Annotated in this window: 22 protein-coding genes; all 22 read left to right on the top strand. The window is 42.4% G+C overall.

Translation table 11 applies throughout. The annotated features are described in order from the left end of the window. The first annotated feature begins 356 nt into the window (after positions 1–356). The 22 genes from H5993_RS06810 to H5993_RS06705 all read left to right on the top strand — a co-directional run bounded on the left by H5993_RS06810 (position 357) and on the right by H5993_RS06705 (position 21,872). A complete protein-coding gene (locus tag H5993_RS06810; protein ID WP_204776758.1) occupies positions 357–1,469 on the top strand; it encodes a YibE/F family protein in 1,113 nt (370 codons plus the stop codon). Continuing rightward, entirely contained in the window at positions 1,466–2,239 is a 774-nt protein-coding gene (locus tag H5993_RS06805) for a YibE/F family protein (RefSeq protein WP_204776757.1), read from the top strand. The genes H5993_RS06810 and H5993_RS06805 overlap by 4 nt, the downstream gene beginning before the upstream one ends. Positions 2,240–2,404: 165 nt before the next feature. Then, positions 2,405–3,673 carry a uracil-xanthine permease family protein gene (locus H5993_RS06800; protein ID WP_204776756.1) on the top strand — a complete coding sequence of 423 codons (1,269 nt, stop codon included), beginning with the start codon at positions 2,405–2,407 and terminating at the stop codon, positions 3,671–3,673. A 405-nt stretch (positions 3,674–4,078) separates the two neighbouring features. Next, positions 4,079–4,789 carry a F0F1 ATP synthase subunit A gene (atpB, locus tag H5993_RS06795; protein ID WP_180871742.1) on the top strand — a complete coding sequence of 237 codons (711 nt, stop codon included), beginning with the start codon at positions 4,079–4,081 and terminating at the stop codon, positions 4,787–4,789. Positions 4,790–4,813: 24 nt separating this feature from the next. Then, complete coding sequence (gene atpE, locus H5993_RS06790; RefSeq protein ID WP_180871743.1) at positions 4,814–5,026, top strand: F0F1 ATP synthase subunit C; 213 nt, start codon at positions 4,814–4,816, stop codon at positions 5,024–5,026. Positions 5,027–5,070: 44 nt separating this feature from the next. Beyond that, entirely contained in the window at positions 5,071–5,580 is a 510-nt protein-coding gene (gene atpF, locus H5993_RS06785; protein ID WP_204776755.1) for a F0F1 ATP synthase subunit B, read from the top strand. Continuing rightward, positions 5,570–6,112: an ATP synthase F1 subunit delta gene (gene atpH / locus H5993_RS06780; RefSeq protein WP_180871745.1), complete on the top strand. Its 543-nt coding sequence runs from the start codon at positions 5,570–5,572 to the stop codon at positions 6,110–6,112. Before atpF ends, atpH begins: the two co-directional genes overlap by 11 nt. A gap of 33 nt (positions 6,113–6,145) precedes the next feature. Further along, complete coding sequence (atpA, locus tag H5993_RS06775) at positions 6,146–7,684, top strand: F0F1 ATP synthase subunit alpha (RefSeq protein ID WP_204776754.1); 1,539 nt, start codon at positions 6,146–6,148, stop codon at positions 7,682–7,684. Between the two features lie 32 nt (positions 7,685–7,716). After that, on the top strand, positions 7,717–8,637 hold the full coding sequence (locus H5993_RS06770) for a F0F1 ATP synthase subunit gamma (RefSeq protein WP_204776753.1): 921 nt from the start codon (positions 7,717–7,719) through the stop codon (positions 8,635–8,637). Between the two features lie 23 nt (positions 8,638–8,660). Next, positions 8,661–10,079 (top strand): F0F1 ATP synthase subunit beta, encoded by a 1,419-nt coding sequence (gene atpD, locus H5993_RS06765; protein WP_180871748.1) that lies wholly within the window; start codon positions 8,661–8,663, stop codon positions 10,077–10,079. Between the two features lie 11 nt (positions 10,080–10,090). Further along, positions 10,091–10,513, top strand: coding sequence for a F0F1 ATP synthase subunit epsilon (locus H5993_RS06760; RefSeq protein WP_204776752.1), 423 nt, complete (start codon positions 10,091–10,093; stop codon positions 10,511–10,513). A 61-nt stretch (positions 10,514–10,574) separates the two neighbouring features. Beyond that, positions 10,575–10,805 carry a DUF1146 family protein gene (locus tag H5993_RS06755; RefSeq protein WP_180871750.1) on the top strand — a complete coding sequence of 77 codons (231 nt, stop codon included), beginning with the start codon at positions 10,575–10,577 and terminating at the stop codon, positions 10,803–10,805. A gap of 27 nt (positions 10,806–10,832) precedes the next feature. Then, positions 10,833–12,056, top strand: a complete 1,224-nt coding sequence (locus H5993_RS06750) for a hypothetical protein (protein WP_204776751.1) — start codon at positions 10,833–10,835, stop codon at positions 12,054–12,056. Between the two features lie 110 nt (positions 12,057–12,166). Further along, positions 12,167–13,183: a rod shape-determining protein gene (gene mreB / locus H5993_RS06745; RefSeq protein WP_204776750.1), complete on the top strand. Its 1,017-nt coding sequence runs from the start codon at positions 12,167–12,169 to the stop codon at positions 13,181–13,183. Beyond that, the gene (gene yidD, locus H5993_RS06740; RefSeq protein ID WP_204776749.1) at positions 13,173–13,418 is read left to right on the top strand and encodes a membrane protein insertion efficiency factor YidD; all 246 of its coding nucleotides are present in this window, start codon (positions 13,173–13,175) and stop codon (positions 13,416–13,418) included. Before mreB ends, yidD begins: the two co-directional genes overlap by 11 nt. Positions 13,419–13,428: 10 nt before the next feature. After that, positions 13,429–13,653, top strand: coding sequence for a DUF2969 family protein (locus tag H5993_RS06735; RefSeq protein ID WP_204776748.1), 225 nt, complete (start codon positions 13,429–13,431; stop codon positions 13,651–13,653). Positions 13,654–13,671: 18 nt separating this feature from the next. Then, positions 13,672–14,871: an FtsW/RodA/SpoVE family cell cycle protein gene (locus H5993_RS06730; protein ID WP_180871755.1), complete on the top strand. Its 1,200-nt coding sequence runs from the start codon at positions 13,672–13,674 to the stop codon at positions 14,869–14,871. Between the two features lie 145 nt (positions 14,872–15,016). Next, positions 15,017–15,802 (top strand): glutamate 5-kinase, encoded by a 786-nt coding sequence (proB, locus tag H5993_RS06725; protein WP_204776747.1) that lies wholly within the window; start codon positions 15,017–15,019, stop codon positions 15,800–15,802. Between the two features lie 5 nt (positions 15,803–15,807). Beyond that, entirely contained in the window at positions 15,808–17,058 is a 1,251-nt protein-coding gene (locus H5993_RS06720; protein WP_275087009.1) for a glutamate-5-semialdehyde dehydrogenase, read from the top strand. A gap of 320 nt (positions 17,059–17,378) precedes the next feature. After that, positions 17,379–19,799: a leucine--tRNA ligase gene (gene leuS / locus H5993_RS06715; RefSeq protein ID WP_204776745.1), complete on the top strand. Its 2,421-nt coding sequence runs from the start codon at positions 17,379–17,381 to the stop codon at positions 19,797–19,799. A 73-nt stretch (positions 19,800–19,872) separates the two neighbouring features. Continuing rightward, a complete protein-coding gene (locus H5993_RS06710) occupies positions 19,873–20,148 on the top strand; it encodes a type II toxin-antitoxin system HicB family antitoxin (protein ID WP_204776744.1) in 276 nt (91 codons plus the stop codon). Between the two features lie 86 nt (positions 20,149–20,234). Continuing rightward, on the top strand, positions 20,235–21,872 hold the full coding sequence (locus tag H5993_RS06705; protein WP_239458024.1) for a putative polysaccharide biosynthesis protein: 1,638 nt from the start codon (positions 20,235–20,237) through the stop codon (positions 21,870–21,872). The last annotated feature ends 184 nt before the right edge of the window (positions 21,873–22,056 follow it).

The raw sequence follows: 22,056 nt of genomic DNA, 5'->3' as shown, positions 1-22,056 counted from the left end.
GCACCAACCGATGCAGCCTTGCATGGGCTCACAAACGCCAAACCAGTTGGCTGGTTCGCTCCAAATCACGGCCTTAGCGGATAAGTGCGAACGAAAGGCTGATTCTAATGAATCAACCTTCGTTCTGCTTATCCCAACCAGGCCGTCAAGGAGCCTTTTTCCCAACCTCGCTTGACAATGACTAAGAGGCATTTTAGGGTCTTAGCCATACAAGCTACTATTGCGACCTTATTCAGTTTTGGATAAGGTCGTTTTTCTTTTTTTATAAAGTTCCCTTTAGAATTAGTAAAGTCCCCACTATTCGAAACCAGGATGGAGTAGACTAAAGAAGTTTTGATTAGTGAGGTGAAGAAAAGATGAATTTTCAATGGACCGCTAAGTATAAAAAATTGCTAGCGGTTTTTTTGTTGAGTGGAGTTTTACTTTGGCTTTTTATGGGTCATAATCAACGCCTTTATCAAACTCCAATCGCTCAGGTTGAGCAGGCAAAAACCATTCAAGTTAATCAAACTAAGGACCAATTTGAAAATCGTGATCAAGAAGTTACTCAGCGTTTACGATTGAAGTTATTAAATACGAAGCATCGTGGAAAAAAACTAACAGTTCAAAATCAATACTATCGGTCAATGGGATTGACGCAGAGGTACCGGACTGGAAATCAAGTTTTCCTAAGCCAATTAAATTTAAAACCGGGTCATCATGTAAAAGCAACAGTTAGTGGTTTGAAACGTGATCGAACGCTAATCATGTTGCTTTGGCTAGTTACGGGATTACTAGTCTTTACTTTGGGAAAAGCTGGGGGTTTAGCGATGCTTTCAGTCGTTATCAATTCAATTTTACTGATAACCGCAATTGAAGTTAATTTGAAATTTCAATCATGGAATGCGTTTGCAATTTTCGCTGGCTTAGCCTTGGTTTTTGCAATGCTAAGTTTAGTGCTAGTTTTAGGATTGAATAAAAAAATGATTGCGACCTTAGCATCGACAATTTTAGGCACGAGTGTGGCGGTTCTTCTCAGTTATTTGATCTTACAAATTACGAATGAGCGGGGAGTTTACTATGAATCAATGCAGTATGTTACGCAGGTACCACGCCCTTTATTCTTAGCAGAAACCTTGATTGGTTCGCTAGGAGCAGTAATGGATGAATCATCAGATATTGTTGCGACCCTCTTTGAGCTAAAAACCTTAGATCCGGCAGTTAGTTTCAGCCAATTATTTAGTTCGGGCCGCAAAGTTGGTCGTTCGATTATGGGCCCTTTAGTAAATGTCTTGTTTCTAATCTTTATGGCAGATACTTTCACTTCTGCATTAATGTACCTTAAAAATGGTAATTCAATATTTTATACTTTTAACATGAATATGAGTCTTGGCATGGTTCAAAGTCTGGTTTCCGGGATTGGAATTGTTTTGGCGGTGCCACTAGTAAGCTTCTTCGCGGCTAGTTTGTTAGGGAGGCGACAAAAGTGAGCTCAATTACAGCCCTTGGAATTGTTTTATTAGGATTAATGATTCTGGTTGGGGGAAAACAAGGCTGGTTAGCTTTTTTGAGTTTGATCCTAAATTTTGGTTTCTTATACTTTGCCCTTTTGCTAATTGCTTTGCAGGTGCCAGCAATTTGGGTGGCGGCCGTATTAGGAGTAGTCATGTTGGCAATTACTATCTTTATGGGGGAAGACGATTTAAACATCACAATTCCAGCTTTTTTAACTGCTTGTATTGTTGCTTTTAGCCTCCTTTTGATTATTTATGGGATTGAACATCTTGAGATGGTCCAAGGGTTTAGCCTCGAAGATAGTGATGATCTAGAAGGCATGTCCTTGGCACTGGGAGTTTCTTTTCTAAATGTTACGATTGCGACCGCCTTTTTATCAACATTAGGCGCCATTGCTGAAGCGGCAATGGCGGTTGCTGCTGGATTGACGGAGATTTTAAGTAATCATCCTAAGCTCCCAAATGTTCGCCTTTTTCACAATGGAATGATGATTGGTAAACAAATTATTGGCACAACATTAAATACCTTGTTCTTTGGCTTTGTTGGTGGTTTATTAGCACTTTTAATTTGGTTTTTAGGCCTACATTATTCATTAGGAACGATTCTAAATAATAAGATTTTTGTGCACGAAGCAACCCTGGTTCTCATATCATTTTTGGCAGTCATTTTGACAGTTCCAGTCACGGCATTGGTTGTGATTTACCGGCGAAATCACCTAAAAAATAACCTTACCCGTACAGAATAATTGACAGTGGGAGAAAAAATCGGTAGAATAACAACGATTGTTCACGAATCCTTTAATGTGGGTCCAGCGAGGCCCCAAAGGTTAAGTAAGTTTTGGTATCCTGCCAAAATAACGTCTTTGGGTCCTTAGGATCAAAAGGCGTTTTTTATTTTGGAAGGAGAAAACATGGCAAAAAAACGTGATGTCGTCTTAGCAGTTAATGAACGACCAACTTTAGGCCAGTGGTTTGGGCTGTCATTGCAACATATGTTTTCAATGTTTGGGTCAACTGTTTTGGTACCAATCTTGGTCGGCTTAAACCCGGGGATCGCCCTCTTCAGTTCCGGGGTCGGGACCCTAATGTATATTTTGATTACCCGGCATAAGATTCCGGCTTATATGGGATCGAGTTTTTCTTTCATTGTGCCAATGATCGCTTTAATGAAAACGACGGGGTATCCAGGAATTGCTCAAGGAACAATTGCAGTTGGATGTGTCTACTTGATTGTTTCTCTGATCGTTTCAGCAATTGGCGCGGATTGGATTGATAAGGTCCTTCCCCCAATCGTTGTCGGACCAATCGTAATGGTAATTGGCCTTTCTCTGGCTGGAACTGCAGCTAAGGATGCCACGATGAATGGGAATACGTATGATCTAAAGTTCTTCTTGGTGGCCCTGTTAACCCTCTTGATCACAATTATTTTTAACATGTTTTTCAAGGGCTTCTTAGGATTGATTCCAATTCTATTAGGAATTATTGGTGGCTATCTAATCGCTTGTGCTTTTGGAATTGTGGATTTTTCAGGAGTACAAGCAGCTCATTGGTTTAGTTTACCTAATTTCCAGATCCCCTTTGTTAACTATCACCCGCAATTTTACTGGGGAGCAATTCTAAGTATGGCACCAATTGCCTTCGTGACGATGACAGAACACTTGGGTCACATTATGGTTCTTGATGAATTAACTGGTAATAATTATTTTAAGGATCCCGGCTTGAATCATACTCTAGCAGGGGATGGGACAGCCTCCATCATTGCTGGATTTGTTGGTGGCCCTCCGGTTACCTCATACGGTGAAAACATTGGGGTTCTAGCAATTACGAAGGTTCAATCAGTCTACGTACTTGCCGGGGCCGCTGCTTTTGCGATCTTCTTTAGTTTTGTTGGTAAACTTTCGGCTTTGATTGAATCCATTCCGTCACCAGTAATTGGGGGGATTTCCTTCCTATTATTCGGGGTAATTGCTTCATCAGGATTGCGAGTATTGATTGAACGGCATGTTGATTTCGATAAGAAACGGAACTTGATGATTGCTTCCGTGATCTTAGTAGTTGGGATTGGCAATGCCTACTTAAAACTTGGGCAATATGAATTTTCAGGTTTAGCGGTAGCTGCAATTCTCGGGATTATATTGAACCTTGTTCTACCTGAAGAGGCTCGGAGTGAAGAAAAGTAACGACATTTATTTAGATTAGTCGTTTGTATGCAAAAAGTCACAAACTATTTTATTCGACTTGGAATAATTTAGGCGTGGCTTTTTTTGTTAAGAAAAAATTAAATTGGAATTTAAAGCAAAAGTTAAAAAACTATTAAATTTGCAAAAAATTATTTCTGATAGTTAAAGGAATAAAATGGCTAAATATTCTTAAAAATTCGAATAGTACTTCACAAGATAAAAAACTGGAAACGATTAAATAGGAAACAAGAGGCGCTTGTTGGCGCCTTCATAGGGTGGAAACGGTTTTGAATTTTTTCTTAAACAATGCTATATTAATTTCTGTAACTTAGGTGTCTAAGCTTTTTTAGTCATGGCAATAAATTACAACTTATGAATGTTATAAGGAAAAGAGGTGAGATGTAAATGGGCGGTGATGCTTTTACTTTTGAGCTTTTTGGCTTGACCTTTAATTGGACTAACATTCTTTCTGGGTTATTGGTATTTGCACTAACCTTTTTTATTTTATTCGGCCTTTCACGGCATCTACAAATGAAGCCAACTGGTGGACAAAATGTATTGGAATGGTTAATCGAATTTACTAATGGAATTGTTCGGTCCCAAATGCCAGCCGACCAAGTAGGCAATTATAGCTTTTTAGCTTTTGTACTCTTTGTCTTCTTGTTTGTAGCAAACCAATTAGGGTTGATTCTACAAATTGGTTGGAATGGTCACGAATTGATCAAGAGTCCTACGGCTGATCCGGTGGTAACCTTAACGTTCTCGCTGTGTGTGATTACCTTGACGCACTTTGCAGGTATTTCGCAAAAGGGCTTCAAGTCCTACTTCAAAGAATACCTCACCCCGAGCGTGTTAATGCTTCCCATTAATCTAGTAGAGGAATTTAGTAATTTCTTAACGCTGGGTCTACGGATCTTTGGTAATATCTTTGCTGGTGAATTGCTATTGAAGCTCTTGGCGCAAATGGCCTTTTCACATGGATTACCAACAATGATTGTCAGTTTGCCACTCGAAATGATCTGGCAAGCTTTCTCAGTCTTCATCGGTTCAATCCAAGCATATGTCTTTGTAACATTAACGACGGTTTATATTTCTCGGAAGGTAACTGAGGAATAACCACTTCTTAAGGAGGAAAATACAATGGGTGCAATTGCTGCAGGTATCGCTGCTGGTTTAGCGGCTGTTGGTGCTGGTGTTGGTAACGGTTTGGTTATCGGCCACACGATTGACGGGATGGCTCGTCAACCAGAAATGTCTGGTACTTTACGTGGGACGATGTTCGTTGGGGTTGGTTTGATTGAAGCTTTGCCAATCCTTGCTATCGTTATTGCGTTCTTAGTAATGAACAAGTAGTTACTAATTGATTTAGAATTATTTAGTAAAGGAGGTGTCAATAGATGCTGGTAATTGCAGAGTCCAATAGTTTATATGTTGGGGATATGCTCTTTTATTTAATTTCCTTTATTATCACCGCTTTGCTGGTTTGGCATTTTGTTTGGAAGCCAGTTACTGGAATGATGGAAAAGCGGGCTAAGACGGTTGCAAATGACATTGATTCTGCGAAAAAGTCTCGTGAAGAAGCAGAACAATTAGCTACAAAGCGTCAAGCTCAATTAGAAGGTTCCCAAGCTGAAGCTGCTAAGATTGTTGATCAAGCTAAAAAGTCTGCAAAGACACAAGGTGATCAAATTGTTGCAACTGCTCAAGCAGACGCACAAAACTTGAAGGAACAAGCCCAAAGAGATGCAAAGCAGGCTCGTGAAGATGCATTGCGCGGCGCCAAGGACGATGTCGCAAACCTATCTATTGAGATTGCTTCCAAGCTCATCAAGAAGCAGTTAAATGCAGATGATCAAAAAGCCTTAATTGATTCTTATATTGAAGGGTTGGTAGAACATGAGTCTTGATCTAAGAACAGTTGCCGACCGCTATGCCAAAGCTGTTTTTGAGTTAGCATCTGAACAAGGCCAACTCGATGCAGTTCATGAAGAACTCACTAGTATTAAGGCGGTTTTTGAAGCTAACCCCAATCTAGCAAAAATGCTTACGGGAGTTAAGCTAAGTCTTGATCAAAAGAAGTCATTAATTGAAGCTTTGAAGTCAGATGCTAGTCAACTGGTTTCAAATTTAATTCAAATGGTTTTTGATTACGGGCGGATGAATATCATGGTCGTAATTATTGATGAGTTTGAACGCCGGTACGATCAACAAAACAAACGGGTTCATGCCGACGTAGTTACAGCGGTGCAACTTGATGAACCACGGCGCGCTCAACTCAGGCAAAACCTCTTAACTCGTTATGGAGCAAAAGAGATTGTTTTGCATGAAACGGTTGATGAATCAATCTTAGGTGGGGTAATTGTCACTGCCGAACACAAGACCCTTGACGGGAGCTTGAAATCAAAGATTGAGCAGATTCGTCGTTTACTTATTAAATAATATTAATATTGGACTTGAAGAGGTGAGATTTGTATGAGCATTAAAACTGAGGAAATCAGTTCACTCATCAAAAAGCAACTCGCCAACTACCAAGATGACATTTCCGTTCAAGAAACGGGAACGGTAACCTACGTAGGGGACGGGGTTGCCCGGGCCGATGGTTTGGAAAATGCCATGGCTGGTGAGTTGCTCGAATTTAGTAATGGCGTCTTCGGGATGGCCCAAAACCTCGAAAGTAACGATGTCGGGATCGTTATTTTAGGGGACTTTACGGGTATTCGTGAAGGAGATACGGTAAAGCGGACCGGCCGGATCATGGAAGTTCCAGTTGGTGATGCTTTACTTGGTCGGGTTGTAGATCCCCTAGGTCGTCCGCTGGATGGCTTAGGTGATATTCAAACTGAGAAGACTCGGCCAATTGAAAAAAAGGCTCCTGGTGTTATGCAACGGAAGAGTGTTTCTGTTCCGTTGGAAACAGGGATTAAGGTTATTGATGCCTTAGTTCCAATTGGTCGTGGTCAACGTGAATTGATCATTGGGGACCGGAAGACCGGGAAGACTTCAATTGCCATTGACACGATTATTCATCAAAAAGACCAAAACGTAATTTGCGTTTACGTTGCCATTGGTCAAAAGGAATCAACTGTGCGGGCGCAAGTTGAAACCTTGCGGAAGTTTGGGGCTTTAGATTACACGATCGTTGTTTCAGCTAGTGCCTCAAACCCAGCTCCATTGCTGTACATCGCTCCATATGCTGGGGCTGCAATGGGGGAAGAATTTATGTACAACGGCCGGGATGTTTTGATTGTCTACGATGACTTATCAAAACAAGCCGATGCTTACCGGGAACTTTCCTTGATTCTTCGGCGGCCACCTGGTCGGGAAGCTTACCCTGGTGATATCTTCTACACCCACTCTCGTTTGCTTGAACGGGCTGCGCGGTTGTCTGATGATATGGGTGGCGGATCCATGACGGCCTTGCCAATCATTCAAACGCAAGCCGGTGACGTTTCTGCTTATATCCCAACGAACGTTATTTCCATTACGGACGGTCAGATCTTCTTGAACTCTGATTCATTCTACGCTGGTCAACGGCCAGCCATTGATGCCGGGACTTCTGTTTCCCGGGTTGGTGGGGATGCTCAAATCAAGGCCATGAAGAAGGTCTCTGGGACCCTTCGTTTGGATATTGCATCTTACAACGAATTGGCTTCCTTTGCTCAATTCGGTTCTGATCTGGATGCCGCTACGCAAGCTAAGTTAGCACGTGGTGAACGGACGGTTGAAGTTTTGAAGCAAGGTCTTCATGCTGGTCAACCAATTGAACAACAAGTTGTTACCTTATTTGCTTTAGGACACAGTTTCCTTGATAAGGTTCCGGTTGAAGATGTATTGCGTTTTGAAGAAGAATTAGCAGCCTTTATGCACGCTAACCACCAAGACTTGTACGATCAAATCAAGAAGACTGGTAAGCTACCAGAAGGCGACCAACTTGAAAAGGCAGTTGCTGAATTTGCGGCTGGTTTCCAAGTGACTAAAAAAGCTAATAATCAAGCAAAGGCTAACGACTAAGAGGAAAAGCTAAGAAAGGACGGTGAGATTTAGTGCCAGCTTCATTAGCTGCAGTTAAGCGGCGTTTAGAGTCAACTAAGAACACCCGACAAATTACGTCGGCGATGAACATGGTTTCCACCGCTAAGCTCAACCAAATTCAAGGCCACACTAAGACCTATGAAGTTTATGCTGATCGGGTTAAGTCAGTCCTGGTTAGTTTGGTTAAATCTCATAAAGCGACCTTAAAGAACGGGGTTTCAGATGATAAAGATCATTTGGGAAGCCTCTTTACCAAGCGACCAGTTAAAAAGACTGGGATCTTAGTTGTTACGTCTGATCGAGGATTAGTTGGTTCTTATAATAGTAATGTTATCAAGGCTACCCTCGATAAGATGAAGAAGAATGGTTTAACCAAAGAGAACACCGTATTCTTAACGGTTGGTCGAACTGGGACCGAGTTCTTTAAGAAACGCGGAATGAACGTTGTCTTCGAAGCAACTGGAATTAGTGATGTTCCAACCTATCGTGAAACTCACAATATTGTTAAAAACGCAGTGCAAATGTATGCTGATGGGATCTACGATGAGCTTCTGTTAGCCTACAGTCACTACGTAAACCGAATTGTATCTCACGACCGGGTTGACTTGGTATTGCCAATTTCAGCTGAATCATTAGCATTAGAAGAAGATAACACGGAATCAAAAGTGATCGGGGCCGAATATGACCTCGAGCCTGACTTGCCACAATTGATTAGTAAATTAGTTCCTCAGTTTGCCGAGAGTTTAATCTATGGAGCAATTTTGGACGCTAAGACTAGCGAACACGCTTCAAGCGCAAACGCAATGAGCTCAGCTTCTGATAACGCAGATGATATTATCTCTACGCTTCAGTTACAATACAATCGGGCACGTCAAGCTGCCATTACGACCGAAATTACTGAAATTACCGGTGGGATGACAGCACAAGAATAATTTGAGATTTTGGAGGAAATGAAATGAGCGCTACTGGTAAAGTTGTTCAAGTCATTGGACCAGTTGTTGACGTTGAATTTCCCTTAGACGAAAAGCTTCCTGAAATTAACACGGCTTTAAAGATTCAAGAAGCAGATGACAAGACTTTGACGGTTGAAGTTGCCCTTGAATTAGGTGACGGAGTCGTTCGGACGATTGCCATGGACGGTACTGACGGGTTAACGCGGGGAATGACGGTTGAAAACACCGAAGCCGCTATTAGTGTGCCTGTTGGTGACGAAACCCTTGGTCGGGTGTTTAACGTCTTAGGGGAACCAGTTGATGATGGTCCAGCCTTTGGACCAGATGCAAAGCGGATGCCAATTCACCGTGACGCACCAAAGTATGAAGAATTAAGTACCCAAACTGAAATCCTAGAAACTGGGATTAAGGTTATCGACTTACTTGCCCCATATGTCCGGGGTGGTAAGATTGGTCTCTTTGGTGGTGCCGGAGTTGGTAAGACGGTTCTTATCCAAGAATTGATCCACAACATCGCCCAAGGACACAATGGGATTTCTGTCTTCACTGGGGTCGGCGAACGGACCCGTGAAGGGAACGATATGTACTACGAAATGAAGGCCTCAGGGGTTCTTGAAAAGACGGCCATGGTTTATGGACAAATGAACGAACCACCTGGTGCCCGGATGCGGGTTGCCTTAACTGGATTAACGATTGCGGAATACTTCCGTGATGTTAAGGGTCAAGACGTGTTGCTCTTTATCGACAACATTTTCCGGTTTACGCAGGCCGGTTCAGAAGTTTCAGCCTTGCTTGGTCGGATTCCTTCTGCCGTTGGTTATCAACCAACTTTGGCTACTGAAATGGGTCAATTGCAAGAACGGATCACTTCGACTAAAAAGGGTTCAATTACTTCAATTCAAGCTGTCTATGTGCCTGCCGATGACTACACCGACCCTGCTCCAGCTACGACTTTCGCCCACTTGGACGCAACGACTAACTTGGAACGGCGGTTAACGCAAATTGGGATTTACCCAGCCGTGGACCCATTGGCATCTACTTCAACGGCTCTTGCTCCAGAAATAGTTGGTAAGGAACACTATGAAGTAGCTACTGGGGTTCAACACGTGCTTCAACGTTACCGTGAATTGCAAGACATTATTTCTATTTTAGGGATGGATGAATTATCCGATGAAGAAAAGACCATCGTGGCTCGGGCACGACGGATTCAAAACTTCCTTTCCCAAAGTTTCAGTGTTGCCGAACAATTTACTGGTCAACCTGGAGCATACGTTCCACTTGAAGAAACAGTTAAGGACTTCAAGGCAATCTTAGATGGTAAGTACGATGATCTTCCTGAAGAAGCTTTCCGGCTTGTCGGGGGAATCGATGAAGTAGTTGCCAAGGCTAAGAAGATGCAAGACGCCGCTGATAACGCTTAGGGGGGATGACCATGGCTGAGTCGACTTTCAATGTCACGATTGTCACTCCTGATGGGACCGTCTATGATGAACCGGCGACCCTTCTTGTTATGAAAACAACGGAAGGTCAAATGGGACTTATGAAAAACCACCAACCAATTATTGCTTCTCTAGCAATTGACGAGTTACGGTTAAAACATGGTGATGATACTGAGGATACTGTGATTGCCGTGAATGGTGGGTTCATAGATTTCAACGGGCAAAATGCAACGGTTGTTGCTGGAAGCGCTGAGCTTGCCAATGCGATCGATGTTGCTCGTGCTCAAAGTGCTAAGAAACGAGCAGAAAAACAAATCGCTCATGCTAAGCAAGTTCATAATGCGGATGAATTAGCACGGGCAGAAGTTCACCTTGCTCGGGCAATTAACCGGTTACGGGTTTCTAGTGGCAAATAATTACTTGAAGGCTGGGATTTTTCTCAGCCTTTTTACATAAAAAATTTGAAGGAGAAGCAAGATGCAATATACTGGTTCAGCTTCCATAATTAATCTTTTCGTCCAAATCGGCTTTATTGGACTTGCTTTTATGGCGATTAATTCCTTAAAAATTGATAAAATGTTTCGCAAACCACCACAGTCTTTACCAATGTTGATTGTCTTAACTTCGATTGCGTTGGGAACAGGATGTGCGAATTTCTTTATTGGCTTTTTTGCGGTTCTTCATGGTGCACTCAAAATGATGGGTTAATTTAAAAAGAACATAAGAGGAATAAAAATGGCAAAGTTAAAAGTGATTGGTGGAGCACCACTAAAGGGAAATATTGAGTTAATTAGTGATGAGTTAACGATTTTGGCTTGCCAAGCAGCAAGCCTTCTTGCAACTAGTGGGACGGTGATTCTTGATCATGTTCAATCAACTCCGAAGATCGTTGCAACTAATAAAGTCCTCCAAAAGATTGGGGTGAAGCTTGCTTATAATCGTCATGAAGAAATTTTGAAACTCGATGCTGGCTGGCACCTAACTTCAGTTGAACTAACTGCAAATGAAGTTCAAATGGTAGGGACGGTTTTAGCACGGTGCCGTGAGGTTAGCCTAATCAAAGCCCCCGAAATCTCCCAACAAGTTTCGGAATTAAAAATTATCTTTAACCAATTGGGAGCGACCGTTACAGAAAATGATACTCAATTGACGATTACAGCTAACCATCTTGAAGGACAAGCTTTTGATGTAAGTTCTTGGTCTGTCGAAACCATTATAAATATTTTAACGGTTGCAACTTTAACGCAGGGAATTACGGTACTGAATGGGGTCCCTAACTTACCAGTGGTAAGTTCCTTAGTTGAATTATTGAATAAGATGGGAGCAAAAGTTCATCGTACCAATAACTCGACCGTGCGGATTCAAGGAGTTAACTACCTTCATGGGGCAGACTTGTATATTATTAATGATCAACTACAAGCTGGCTTCTATTTGATGTTAGCAGCGGCAACAGGCGGTGATTTGGTTGCATTAGGAGCTTATGCGGATTATCTTCAACCAGTAACTAAATATCTTGAAGCGGCGGGAAATACGATTATTACACAGCGAAATGGTATTCGGGTAATTGGTACTCAAATCTTACTCCCCACCAAACCTAACCCGGATTTACTGGCGATTGCTGATCTGCGAATTCAAATTGGAATTCTAGCAGTGCAAGCTCGGCAACTTGGTCAAACCCAATTTGAATTTTCAAAAACACTGGCAGAAGAAATTCATCCTTGGTTAGGCAGTCAAGTTCACTATCAAGAAGGCCGTGGAATGACGTTAGATGGACCGATTAATAGTTTGCCAACTACCTTAACTTATCATGAGTCAACGATTGGTTTAGTTGGGTTAGCGCTTGCTTTAACCGTTAAACAAACAACTTGGTTAGATCAAGCAGAATTGTTAGGTGAACTCGATAAAAAGCTTGTTGATCACTTGGCTTCACTTGGGGCCCAAATAAAAATTGAGTTTTAATTTTGATTGACTTATTGTGTTTTTTTAAAGACCATATGAGAAAGCTAAACTTATCCTTGATTGTGGTATAATAGCAAGCGATTTAGAATAGTTTCGGAAGGAGAAACAACATGGCAAAGGATATCGGGATTGACCTTGGTACGGCCAACGTATTAATTTATGTGCAAGGGAAGGGAATTGTATTGAACGAACCTTCAGTGGTTGCCATTGATACGCAAACAAATAAGGTTCTAGCAGTTGGTTCGGAAGCATATCGGATGGTTGGGCGGACGCCAAGTAATATTCGAGCAATCCGTCCCCTCAAGAATGGGGTGATTTCTGATTTTGATATTACCCAGGAAATGTTGGCTTACTTTATTGGTAAGTTAAGCGTTAAAGGTTTTGTGTCAAAGCCTAATATTATGATTTGTGCACCAACTAATATTACGGAGATTGAGCGGAAAGCAATTATGCAGGCGGCCGAACAATCTGGTGGGGGTAAGGTTTATCTAGAATATGAACCAAAGGTAGCTGCAATTGGTGCCGGTCTCGATATCTTTAAGCCAAGTGGTAATATGGTGATTGACATGGGTGGTGGTACCTGTGATATTGCTGTTCTCTCACTTGGTGATATTGTTACTAGTCAATCGATTCGAATGGCTGGGGACCAATTAAATCAGGATATTGCTAGTTTTATTAAGGATCGGCATGGACTAGTAGTTGGTGAACACACAGCTGAAAAAATTAAAATTGAACTTGGAACGGCTTTGAAGGTTGATGAACCAAAGACAATGGCTGTGCGAGGTCGAGATGTTGCTAGTGGGATGCCAAAACAAATTGAAATTAACCAAAATGAGGTTGAAGAAGCCTTACATGACACTCTACATCAAATTGTGCGGGCGGCAATTTCAGTGCTCGAGACGGTACCGCCAGAACTTGCGAGTGATATTATTGATCGAGGAGTCATGTTAACTGGTGGGACAGCTTTGCTCCATGGTGTCGATCAGTTATTTAGTTCTTATCTTAAGGTTCCAGTGGTTGTTTCCCAAGATCCATTGGATAACGTTGCCAAGGGTGCCGGTGAAATGCTCGAACGGATGCAAGGTGACGATGACGGTAAGAAGAAACGGAAAAAGCATGGGAAGTAAACTAGTGATTAAACTAGTGCGGTGGTACCAACGCGGGATTTCGGCCCGCCGGCCCTACCGTATTTGTCGTTTTGAACCCACTTGCTCAGATTATATGATTCAAGCGGTTCAACGATTTGGTTTCCGAGGAGTATGGTTAGGTCTATGGCGGATCTTACGATGTCAACCATTTAGTCAAGGTGGCGTTGATCCGGTCCCCTTAAGGTGGCCAAGGCCAAAGAGAAAAGAATGGTGAAGGTGAAATAGTGGCAAAGAAAGAAAAAACGATTGCAGTTAGTGTAAAAGATATTGACCGGGCAGGCCAATTAGTTGAACAAATTCTAATTCAAGATCGGGTAATTGGCGAAGTAGTTGCTGATGGTACCAAGTTCAAAGCCCAATTAATGGGAAGTGATCAAACATTTATTGTTCGGTCACAAGAAGAAGGGTTGGAGACTATCCTCGCCCAGTATCATTTGCACCAAGGCTAAGTTGAAGGAGCGAGAAAAATGCATCGTTCGCAAGAAAATGAGAACGAGTCACGGATTGATTGGGGGATAATTTTCTGTGTGCTCCTCTTAGCGTTAATTGGGTTGGCAGCAATCTATGTTGCTGCAACTCATGATAAAACGACAGTTAATGTTACCCGAACTGTATTGATGCAATTAGCGTGGTATGTAATTGGGACAATCATGATCATTGTTATCATGCAGTTTGACTCTGAACAACTATGGAAGGTGGCGCCAATTGCATATTGGCTTGGGCTGTTTCTAATGTATGCGATCCTTGTCTTTTATAGTCGTTCTTACTATGTTAATACGGGGGCAAAATCCTGGTTTGCAATTGGTTCAGTTACTTTTCAACCGTCGGAAATCATGAAACCGGCTTATATTTTGATGATGGCGCGGGTGATCACTGTTCACAATAACCAATATAGTCGTCATACTGTCGATAGTGACTGGCGCTTGATTGGTAAAATGTTCTTATGGTTATTACCAGTGCTAATATCCTTAAAGTTTCAGAACGACTTTGGGACCGGATTGGTTTTCGTCGCTATTTTTTCGGGATTAGTTCTGGTTTCTGGAGTTACGTGGCGGATTCTTACCCCTGCGATTACGATCGCGGTTGTAATTGGAGGGAGTGCTTTGGCAATGGTGACAAGTAATGCTGGGCGATTTGTACTAGAACATGTTGGTTTTCAAGCTTACCAATTTGATCGAGTTGATAACTGGTTACACCCAGCCCAAGACACTTCCAATACTGGTTATCAGCTTTGGCAAAGTATCAAAGCAGTTGGCTCTGGTGGGATTACTGGGACTGGATTTGGTAATTCAAAAGTTTATGTGCCCGTTCGTGAATCTGATATGATTTTTACGGTGATTGGTGAAAACTTTGGTTTTATCGGTGGAGTCCTTTTAATTCTCTTATATCTACTGTTGATTTACTTAATGATTCGGGTAACTTTTGATACGAAGAACGAGTTTTATGCTTACATTGCAACTGGGGTCATTATGATGATTCTTTTCCACGTTTTTGAAAATATTGGAATGAACATCGGATTACTACCATTAACAGGGATTCCACTCCCATTTATTTCTGCTGGGGGTTCTTCTTTAATCGGTAATTTACTGGGGATCGGAATGGTAATGTCGATGAGGTATCATCATCACTCATATATTTTTAGTAATAAGAATCGAGAATTTCATTAGTTTCTATCAGCATTTCATCACTGTTAGCCAAACTGGCTAGCAATGATGAAGTGCTTTTTATTTAAAAAGTTTACAACTAATAAAATCCTTTAAACTTAAAGTGAAATCGTGTACAGTAAGGATAACTTATTAAAGGGGTTAAAGAATGAATCGACAGAGGAAACGAATTGTAGTAAAAATTGGGACGAGTAGTTTAATTTTGCCAAACGGAAAAGTTAACCTTCGAACTATTGACCGCTTAGCGTATACTTTATCGACGCTATGCAATGACGGTCATGAAGTAATCTTGGTTAGTTCAGGGGCAATTGGCGCTGGCTTAGCAAGTGCTGGTTATACATCCCGACCAACCGAGATCGCTAAGCAACAGGCACTAGCGGCAATGGGGCAAATGGAATTAATGCGAATTTATTCTCAACGATTCTTGGATTATCAAACCAAAGTTGCCCAAGTATTGTTAACGCGGGATGTGTTAACCTTTCCCATCAGCCGCCAGCACGTTTTGAATACCTTTGAGGTTTTGTTATCTCAAGGAGTGGTTCCAGTTGTGAACGAAAACGATACGGTTGCGGTTGATGAGTTAGATCATCACACTACTTTCAGTGATAATGATGAATTATCAGCGATGGTGGCAGTACATTTAAATGCTGATTTATTGATTGTCTTATCTGATATTGATGGTTTTTACGATCAAAATCCAAATCAAGTGGCTGATGCGAAGTTAATTCCAGAAGTAAAAGAATTAACACCGACAATGAAAGCCGCAGCTGGTGGGAGTGAAAGTGGTCTCGGTACCGGTGGTATGTTCACCAAATTACGGGCTGCCCAAGCAATGATGGAAGCTGGTAAGCAAATGGTCCTTTGTAACGGTAAAAATCCCACGTATATTTTGGATGTTGTTGCTGGAAAGAAAATCGGAACTAAATTTGGTTAGAAAGGATGATGATGATGGTTGATTTAACTACGATGGGACAGAAGGCAAAGCAGGCGGCTGCCCAGGTTGCTCAATTATCAACTGGGGATAAAAATCAAGCCCTCATAGCGATGGCAAAGTTGTTACGGAACAGGCAGGATGAAATTTTAAAAGCTAACGCCGTTGACCTTGAAAATGCAAAGGCCATGCCTGCTAAGTTCGTTGACCGGTTAAAGTTAACCGATCAACGAATTGAAGACATGGCCCAAGGTTTGGAACATGTTGCTCAACTCAACGATCCAACCGCCCAATATGATCGGGGGTGGGTAACGCTGGATGGCCTGCAAATTATGCAACGACGGGTACCACTAGGGGTAATCGGAATTATCTTTGAAGCCCGACCAAATGTTTCTGTAGATGCTACTGCCTTGACATTTAAGAGCGGTAATGTAGTTATTTTAAGGGGTGGCAAGGAAGCTATTCAAACTAACGAATGCTTGGTTAACCTCTTACGGAAAGCTTTGGCGAATCAGCAACTACCAATGGATGCGGTTCAATTAATCACTGATACCAGTCATGATAGCGCCAATGCCTTAATGCAATTGAATGATTATCTTGATGTCTTAATTCCCCGGGGTGGTCAAGGCTTAATTCAACGGGTTGTTAAGACGGCGAGTGTACCAGTGATTGAGACTGGTGCTGGAAATTGTCACATTTATTTAGACCGGCATGCAGATTTTGAAATGGCAAAAGCAATTGTTGTAAATGCGAAGGTACAACGGCCATCGGTTTGCAATGCGGCAGAAAAACTCTTGATTCACCAGGAAGTTGCGACTAAGATTTTACCAGAAATTGCCCAAGCCTTAGTAGACCATGGTGTTGAATTACGTGGCGATGAGCGAGCCCGGCAAATCGTTCCTTTAATGAAACCAGCAACCGTTGAAGATTGGGATACTGAATATAACGACCTAATTATGGCGGTTAAGGTAGTAGATTCGCTGGATGAGGCAATTGCCCACATCAATCGCCACTCCACTCACCACTCCGAAGCAATCATTACTCCAGAATTGGGCCGGGGTCAAGTCTTCCAACGGCGGGTTGATTCAGCTTGTGTTTACGTCAATGCTTCAACTCGGTTTACCGATGGTGGTCAATTTGGCTTTGGAGCTGAAATTGGGATTAGTACCCAAAAACTACATGCTCGGGGACCAATGGGCTTAGGCCAATTAACGACGATTAAGTACGAAATTACCGGAAATGGTCAAATTCGAAAATAATTTGGCGAAAAGCTTGCGAACAAGATTAAAGGTTGCTATTATTAATAACAATCGTTAGAACGTTTGGCAGTAGTAGATAATCACCAACTGGAAAGCGACTGGGGAAGAGTGTAAGCCCAGCAGTTAAGTTTATCGAACTCGGTCAAAATAGTCAGCTTATGAAAGCAAGTAGTAAGTTGCGTTGGTCCGCGTTAAGGGTTTAAGCGCTACTAGGAATAGTAGAAGTACGGGTGGTACCGCGGATTATTTCGTCCTGTTGTTGAAGTTCAACACAGGACTTTTTTTATTTCCTAACGATAAAAAACAAAAGGAGCTAGCTCATGGGATACGATCATTCTGAGATTGAAAAAAAGTGGCAAAAATACTGGAAGAAAAACAAGACCTTTAAGGCAACTTTAAAGCCAGGGCAAAAGAAATACTACGCCCTTGATATGTTTCCTTATCCATCAGGCCAAGGGCTCCACGTTGGGCACCCTGAAGGCTACACCGCAACGGATGCGATTGCCCGTTTTAAGCGGATGCAAGGTTATAATGTCTTGCATCCAATGGGATTTGATGCCTTTGGTTTACCAGCTGAACAATATGCTTTGAAGACTGGTCATAATCCAAAGGGCTTTACAAACCAAAATATTGACCACTTTCGGGATCAAATCCAATCTCTTGGTTTCTCTTATGATTGGGATCGGGAAGTTAACACGACGGATCCAAAGTATTACAAGTGGACCCAATGGATTTTTGAACAACTTTACAAGAAAGGTCTCGCTTACGAAGATGAAATTATGGTTAACTGGGCACCTGACTTTATGGGTGGTACCGTAGTCGCCAACGAAGAAGTTGTTGACGGGAAAACCGAACGGGGTGGCTACCCAGTTTACCGGAAGCCAATGCGTCAATGGGTTTTGAAGATTACAGCTTATGCGGACCGTTTGATTGATGATCTGGACCTCGTTGATTGGCCAGAAAGCGTTAAGGAAATGCAACGAAACTGGATCGGCCGTTCTGTTGGGGCTTCCGTTTTCTTTAAGGTTGCCGGGCATGAAGGTAAGCAAATTGAAGTCTTCACTACCCGGGCCGACACTCTCTTTGGGGTTTCTTATGTTACCTTGGCTCCAGAATTGGACTTGGTTGACGAAATTGTGACACCCGAGCAAAAGGAAGCTGTTAAGGCCTACCAAGAAGCTACTTCTCGCCGGTCTGATTTGGAACGGACAGACCTTAACAAGGATAAGACTGGGGTCTTCACCGGGGCTTACGCGATAAACCCAGTTAACGGCGAACAGGTTCCAATTTGGGTTTCAGACTATGTCCTTGCATCATACGGGACAGGGGCCGTAATGGCAGTACCTGCGCATGATGATCGGGATTGGGCCTTTGCCAAGAAGTTTGACTTACCAGTTAAACGAGTTCTTGAAGGGGGCGACCTTGCAGAAGGGGCCTACACGGAAGACGGGGCCCACGTTAACTCAGACTTCTTGGATGGGTTAAATATTGAAGATGCCAAGGCTAAGATGATCGATTGGTTAACCGATCACCATGCTGGTACTAAGAAGGTTAACTACCGGTTGCGGGACTGGATCTTCTCACGGCAGCGTTACTGGGGAGAACCAATTCCAGTTATCCACTGGGATGATGGGACCACTTCCTTAGTTCCAGAAGATCAATTACCATTGACGTTGCCAGACACTGATGATATCAAGCCATCTGGAACGGGAGAAAGCCCATTGGCCAACATTAAGGACTGGGTTAACGTTTATGATGAAAATGGTCGCCACGGTCTGCGGGATACCAATACGATGCCACAATGGGCTGGCTCATCATGGTACTGGTTACGGTACACAGATCCAACGAACGATCAAACCTTTGCTTCCAAGGAAGCCTTGGAATACTGGTCACCAGTTGACCTCTATGTCGGGGGTGCTGAACACGCTGTTCTGCACTTACTTTATGCCCGCTTCTGGCATAAGTTCCTCTACGACCTTGGTCTCGTGCCAACACCTGAACCATTTATGAAGTTGGTTAACCAAGGGATGATTCTTGGTTCTAACCATGAAAAGATGTCTAAGTCTAAAGGAAACGTCGTTAACCCAGATGATATTGTTGAGCAATATGGGGCTGATACTTTACGGCTATATGAAATGTTCATGGGACCACTGGAAGAAAGTGTTCCTTGGGATGAGAAAGGACTCCACGGAGCTAACAAGTGGATTCACCGGGTATGGCGGTTATTAATTGATGATAATAACCATCTCCGGGATCGAGTTTCAACGGTTAACGATGGGAAACTTGACAAGGTTTACAACCAAACGGTCAAGAAGGTCACTGAAGACTACGAACGCTTACACTTTAATACTGCCATTTCGCAACTGATGGTCTTCGTAAATGACGCTTACAAGGCTGACGACCTACCAGTTGAATACATGCAAGGCTTAGTTAAGATGATTTCTCCAATTATGCCCCATATTGCCGAAGAACTCTGGGCAAAGCTCGGTGGCGAAGGAACAATCACTTACGAAACATGGCCAACTTATGATGAATCTAAGTTAGTCGAAGCTAACGTTGAAATGATCGTGCAAGTTAATGGAAAGGTTCGGGCAAAGCTTAAGATGCCAAAGGACGCTGACCAAGATACAGTGAAGAATGAAGCCTTGAAGAACGAACACGTCCAAAAGTTTACTGCTGATAAGGACATTAAGAAGGTCATTGTCATTCCAAACAAAATCATTAACATCGTGGTAAAGTAAACTAAGTAAAGAGGTTGGAGAAAAAACTAATGTGAGTTTTCCAGCCTCTTTTTGTGCTAGAAAGGAAGATTTAATGGATCATAATTTAGTTTCCTACCCAGCGATAATTACTAAAGGGGCGGAAGGGACGAATATTCATTTTCCAGATTTGCCAGATGCGGATATTATCGATCAAGATTATTATCAAGCCTTGATGCGAGCTCAAATTGGCTTGGCAATCATTATCATCGATTTGGAAAGCCATCATGAACCGGTGCCACAACCATCTAATCCGGTAGAAGTAAATGCCCAATTAACGAATCCGAATGCCAAAGTTGAAATGATTACTACTGATTTAGATGAATATTAACTAGGTCTTAACAGAAAAGAAATTGCATCGACCTTTGATTCAAGCTAAAATGGAAAAGTTAATTAGATGGAAGAGAGGACTCCGGAATGGCGGAAGATAAACAGGAAAAGTCGACCAACGATGCCAAAGCTAAAATGCTGAGTGGTTCGGCGTGGATGACGGCTGGGAGCGTGACTTCCCGAATTATCGGGGCGCTTTACATTATTCCATGGACAACTTGGTTAGGCGCTTATAGTACCCAAGCTAATGCCTTATACGCCCAAGGTTACAATATTTATAATTTATTTTTAGTCGTGGCAACGGCGGGAATTCCATCGGCGATCTCAAAGTTGGTGGCCCACTACAATGGGATTAATGAGTATTCAGTCGGGCGGCGCTTATATCGGTCGGGGATGTACATTTCAATGGCAATGGGGGTCATTTGTGCTACCATCATGCTTTTTGGGGCAAATCTCTTGAATAATGGGGATCCAAACGTTACGCCGGTTATTCGCTCCTTAGCGTGGGCGGTCTTGGTAATTCCGGCCATGAGTATTACCCGGGGTTTTTTGCAAGGGTATAATTGGATGGCTCCGTCAGCGATGTCGCAATTTGTTGAACAGGTTTTTCGGGTGGTTTACATGTTAGCGGCCACCTACTTCATTATGAAAATGCACCCAACTCACTGGGTACCAGCGGTTACCCAATCAACCTTTGCGGCCTTTATTGGGGCAATCGGAGCGATCCTGGTGCTTGGCTTTGCTTATCTAAAGCATTTAGGAGAGATGAACAAATTAGCAACCCAGGGAGTGCAAGACAAAGATGTGCGGACCCGGGAATTAATTTTTAAGATCATTTACCAGGCAATTCCGTTTATCGTAATTGAAGCTGGGATTACCATTTTTCAATTAATCGATCAATACACCTTTAAGCGGGTGATGACGATGATGGGTGGTTATACCAGTTACCAAATTAACGCAGTTTACGCCTTGTTTGCTTTTAACGCCAATAAGTTGTACATGATTGTTATTTCCTTAGCTTCCGCTATGGCAGCGACGGTGATTCCGCTTCTTGCCACAGCACGGGCTCAAGGCAATCAAAAGAGTATGCGAGACCAAATTGAAAACGGGATCATGTTATTCTACTTTGTTATGATTCCATCTTCCTTAGGTTTAGCTGCCGTTGCTCAACAAATCTATACGGTCTTCTACCGTTACGATGCGGCTGGGGTAACGATTTTGGAATTTGCGGCCTTCATGGCAATTCCGTTTGGTTTATACACGGTTGGCGCTGCAATGATGCAAGGAATTTCAGAAAACAAAAAGATGATGAAGTTCTTAGCCATCGGGGTAATGATCAAGTTAATTATCCAGGCACCATTGATTTTCTTCTTGAAGGGGATGGGGCCTTTACTAGCAACCGGAATTTCGATGATGGTTATTAACTACTTAATTCTCCATTCTTTTAATATGGAATTTCGCCTTCGCTTCCACCAGATGGCTAAGCCGACCAACCAAATCTTAGCTTACTCATTAATTATGTTTGTGGCTGTAAAAGCAGTCATGATGGGAATTAACCTTTTCGTTAGTCCATATGGCCGTTACACTGCCTTTTTTGCTTTGATACCAGGAGTTATCGTTGGGGTTAGCGTTTTTGGTTATCTCGCGCTTCGTTTCCGCTTAATTGATGAAATTATGGGCCAAGCGCGGGCTAACTACTTCCGGTTAAAATTACATGTAAATTAAAGATCTGGAGGTAGTGAGGTCTGAAGAAGAGGCTGAAAAGAAACTTAGGCTTTTCCCCAGCCTCTTTCCTACGATTAGTCAAGCGAAAAATTATCGAAAATAAGCGGACACTAAACAAACCTGATCTAAATAAGAATTTAAAAATCAGGAAAAAGTGATATATTAAAGAAGAGGGTTAATCCTC

Origin of the sequence: Limosilactobacillus alvi (assembly GCF_016900115.1) — a bacterium.
GTDB classification, from domain to species: domain Bacteria; phylum Bacillota; class Bacilli; order Lactobacillales; family Lactobacillaceae; genus Limosilactobacillus; species Limosilactobacillus alvi.
Note: the sequence above shows the minus strand (reverse complement) of the source record. Positions and strands in the feature narration are given on the sequence as shown.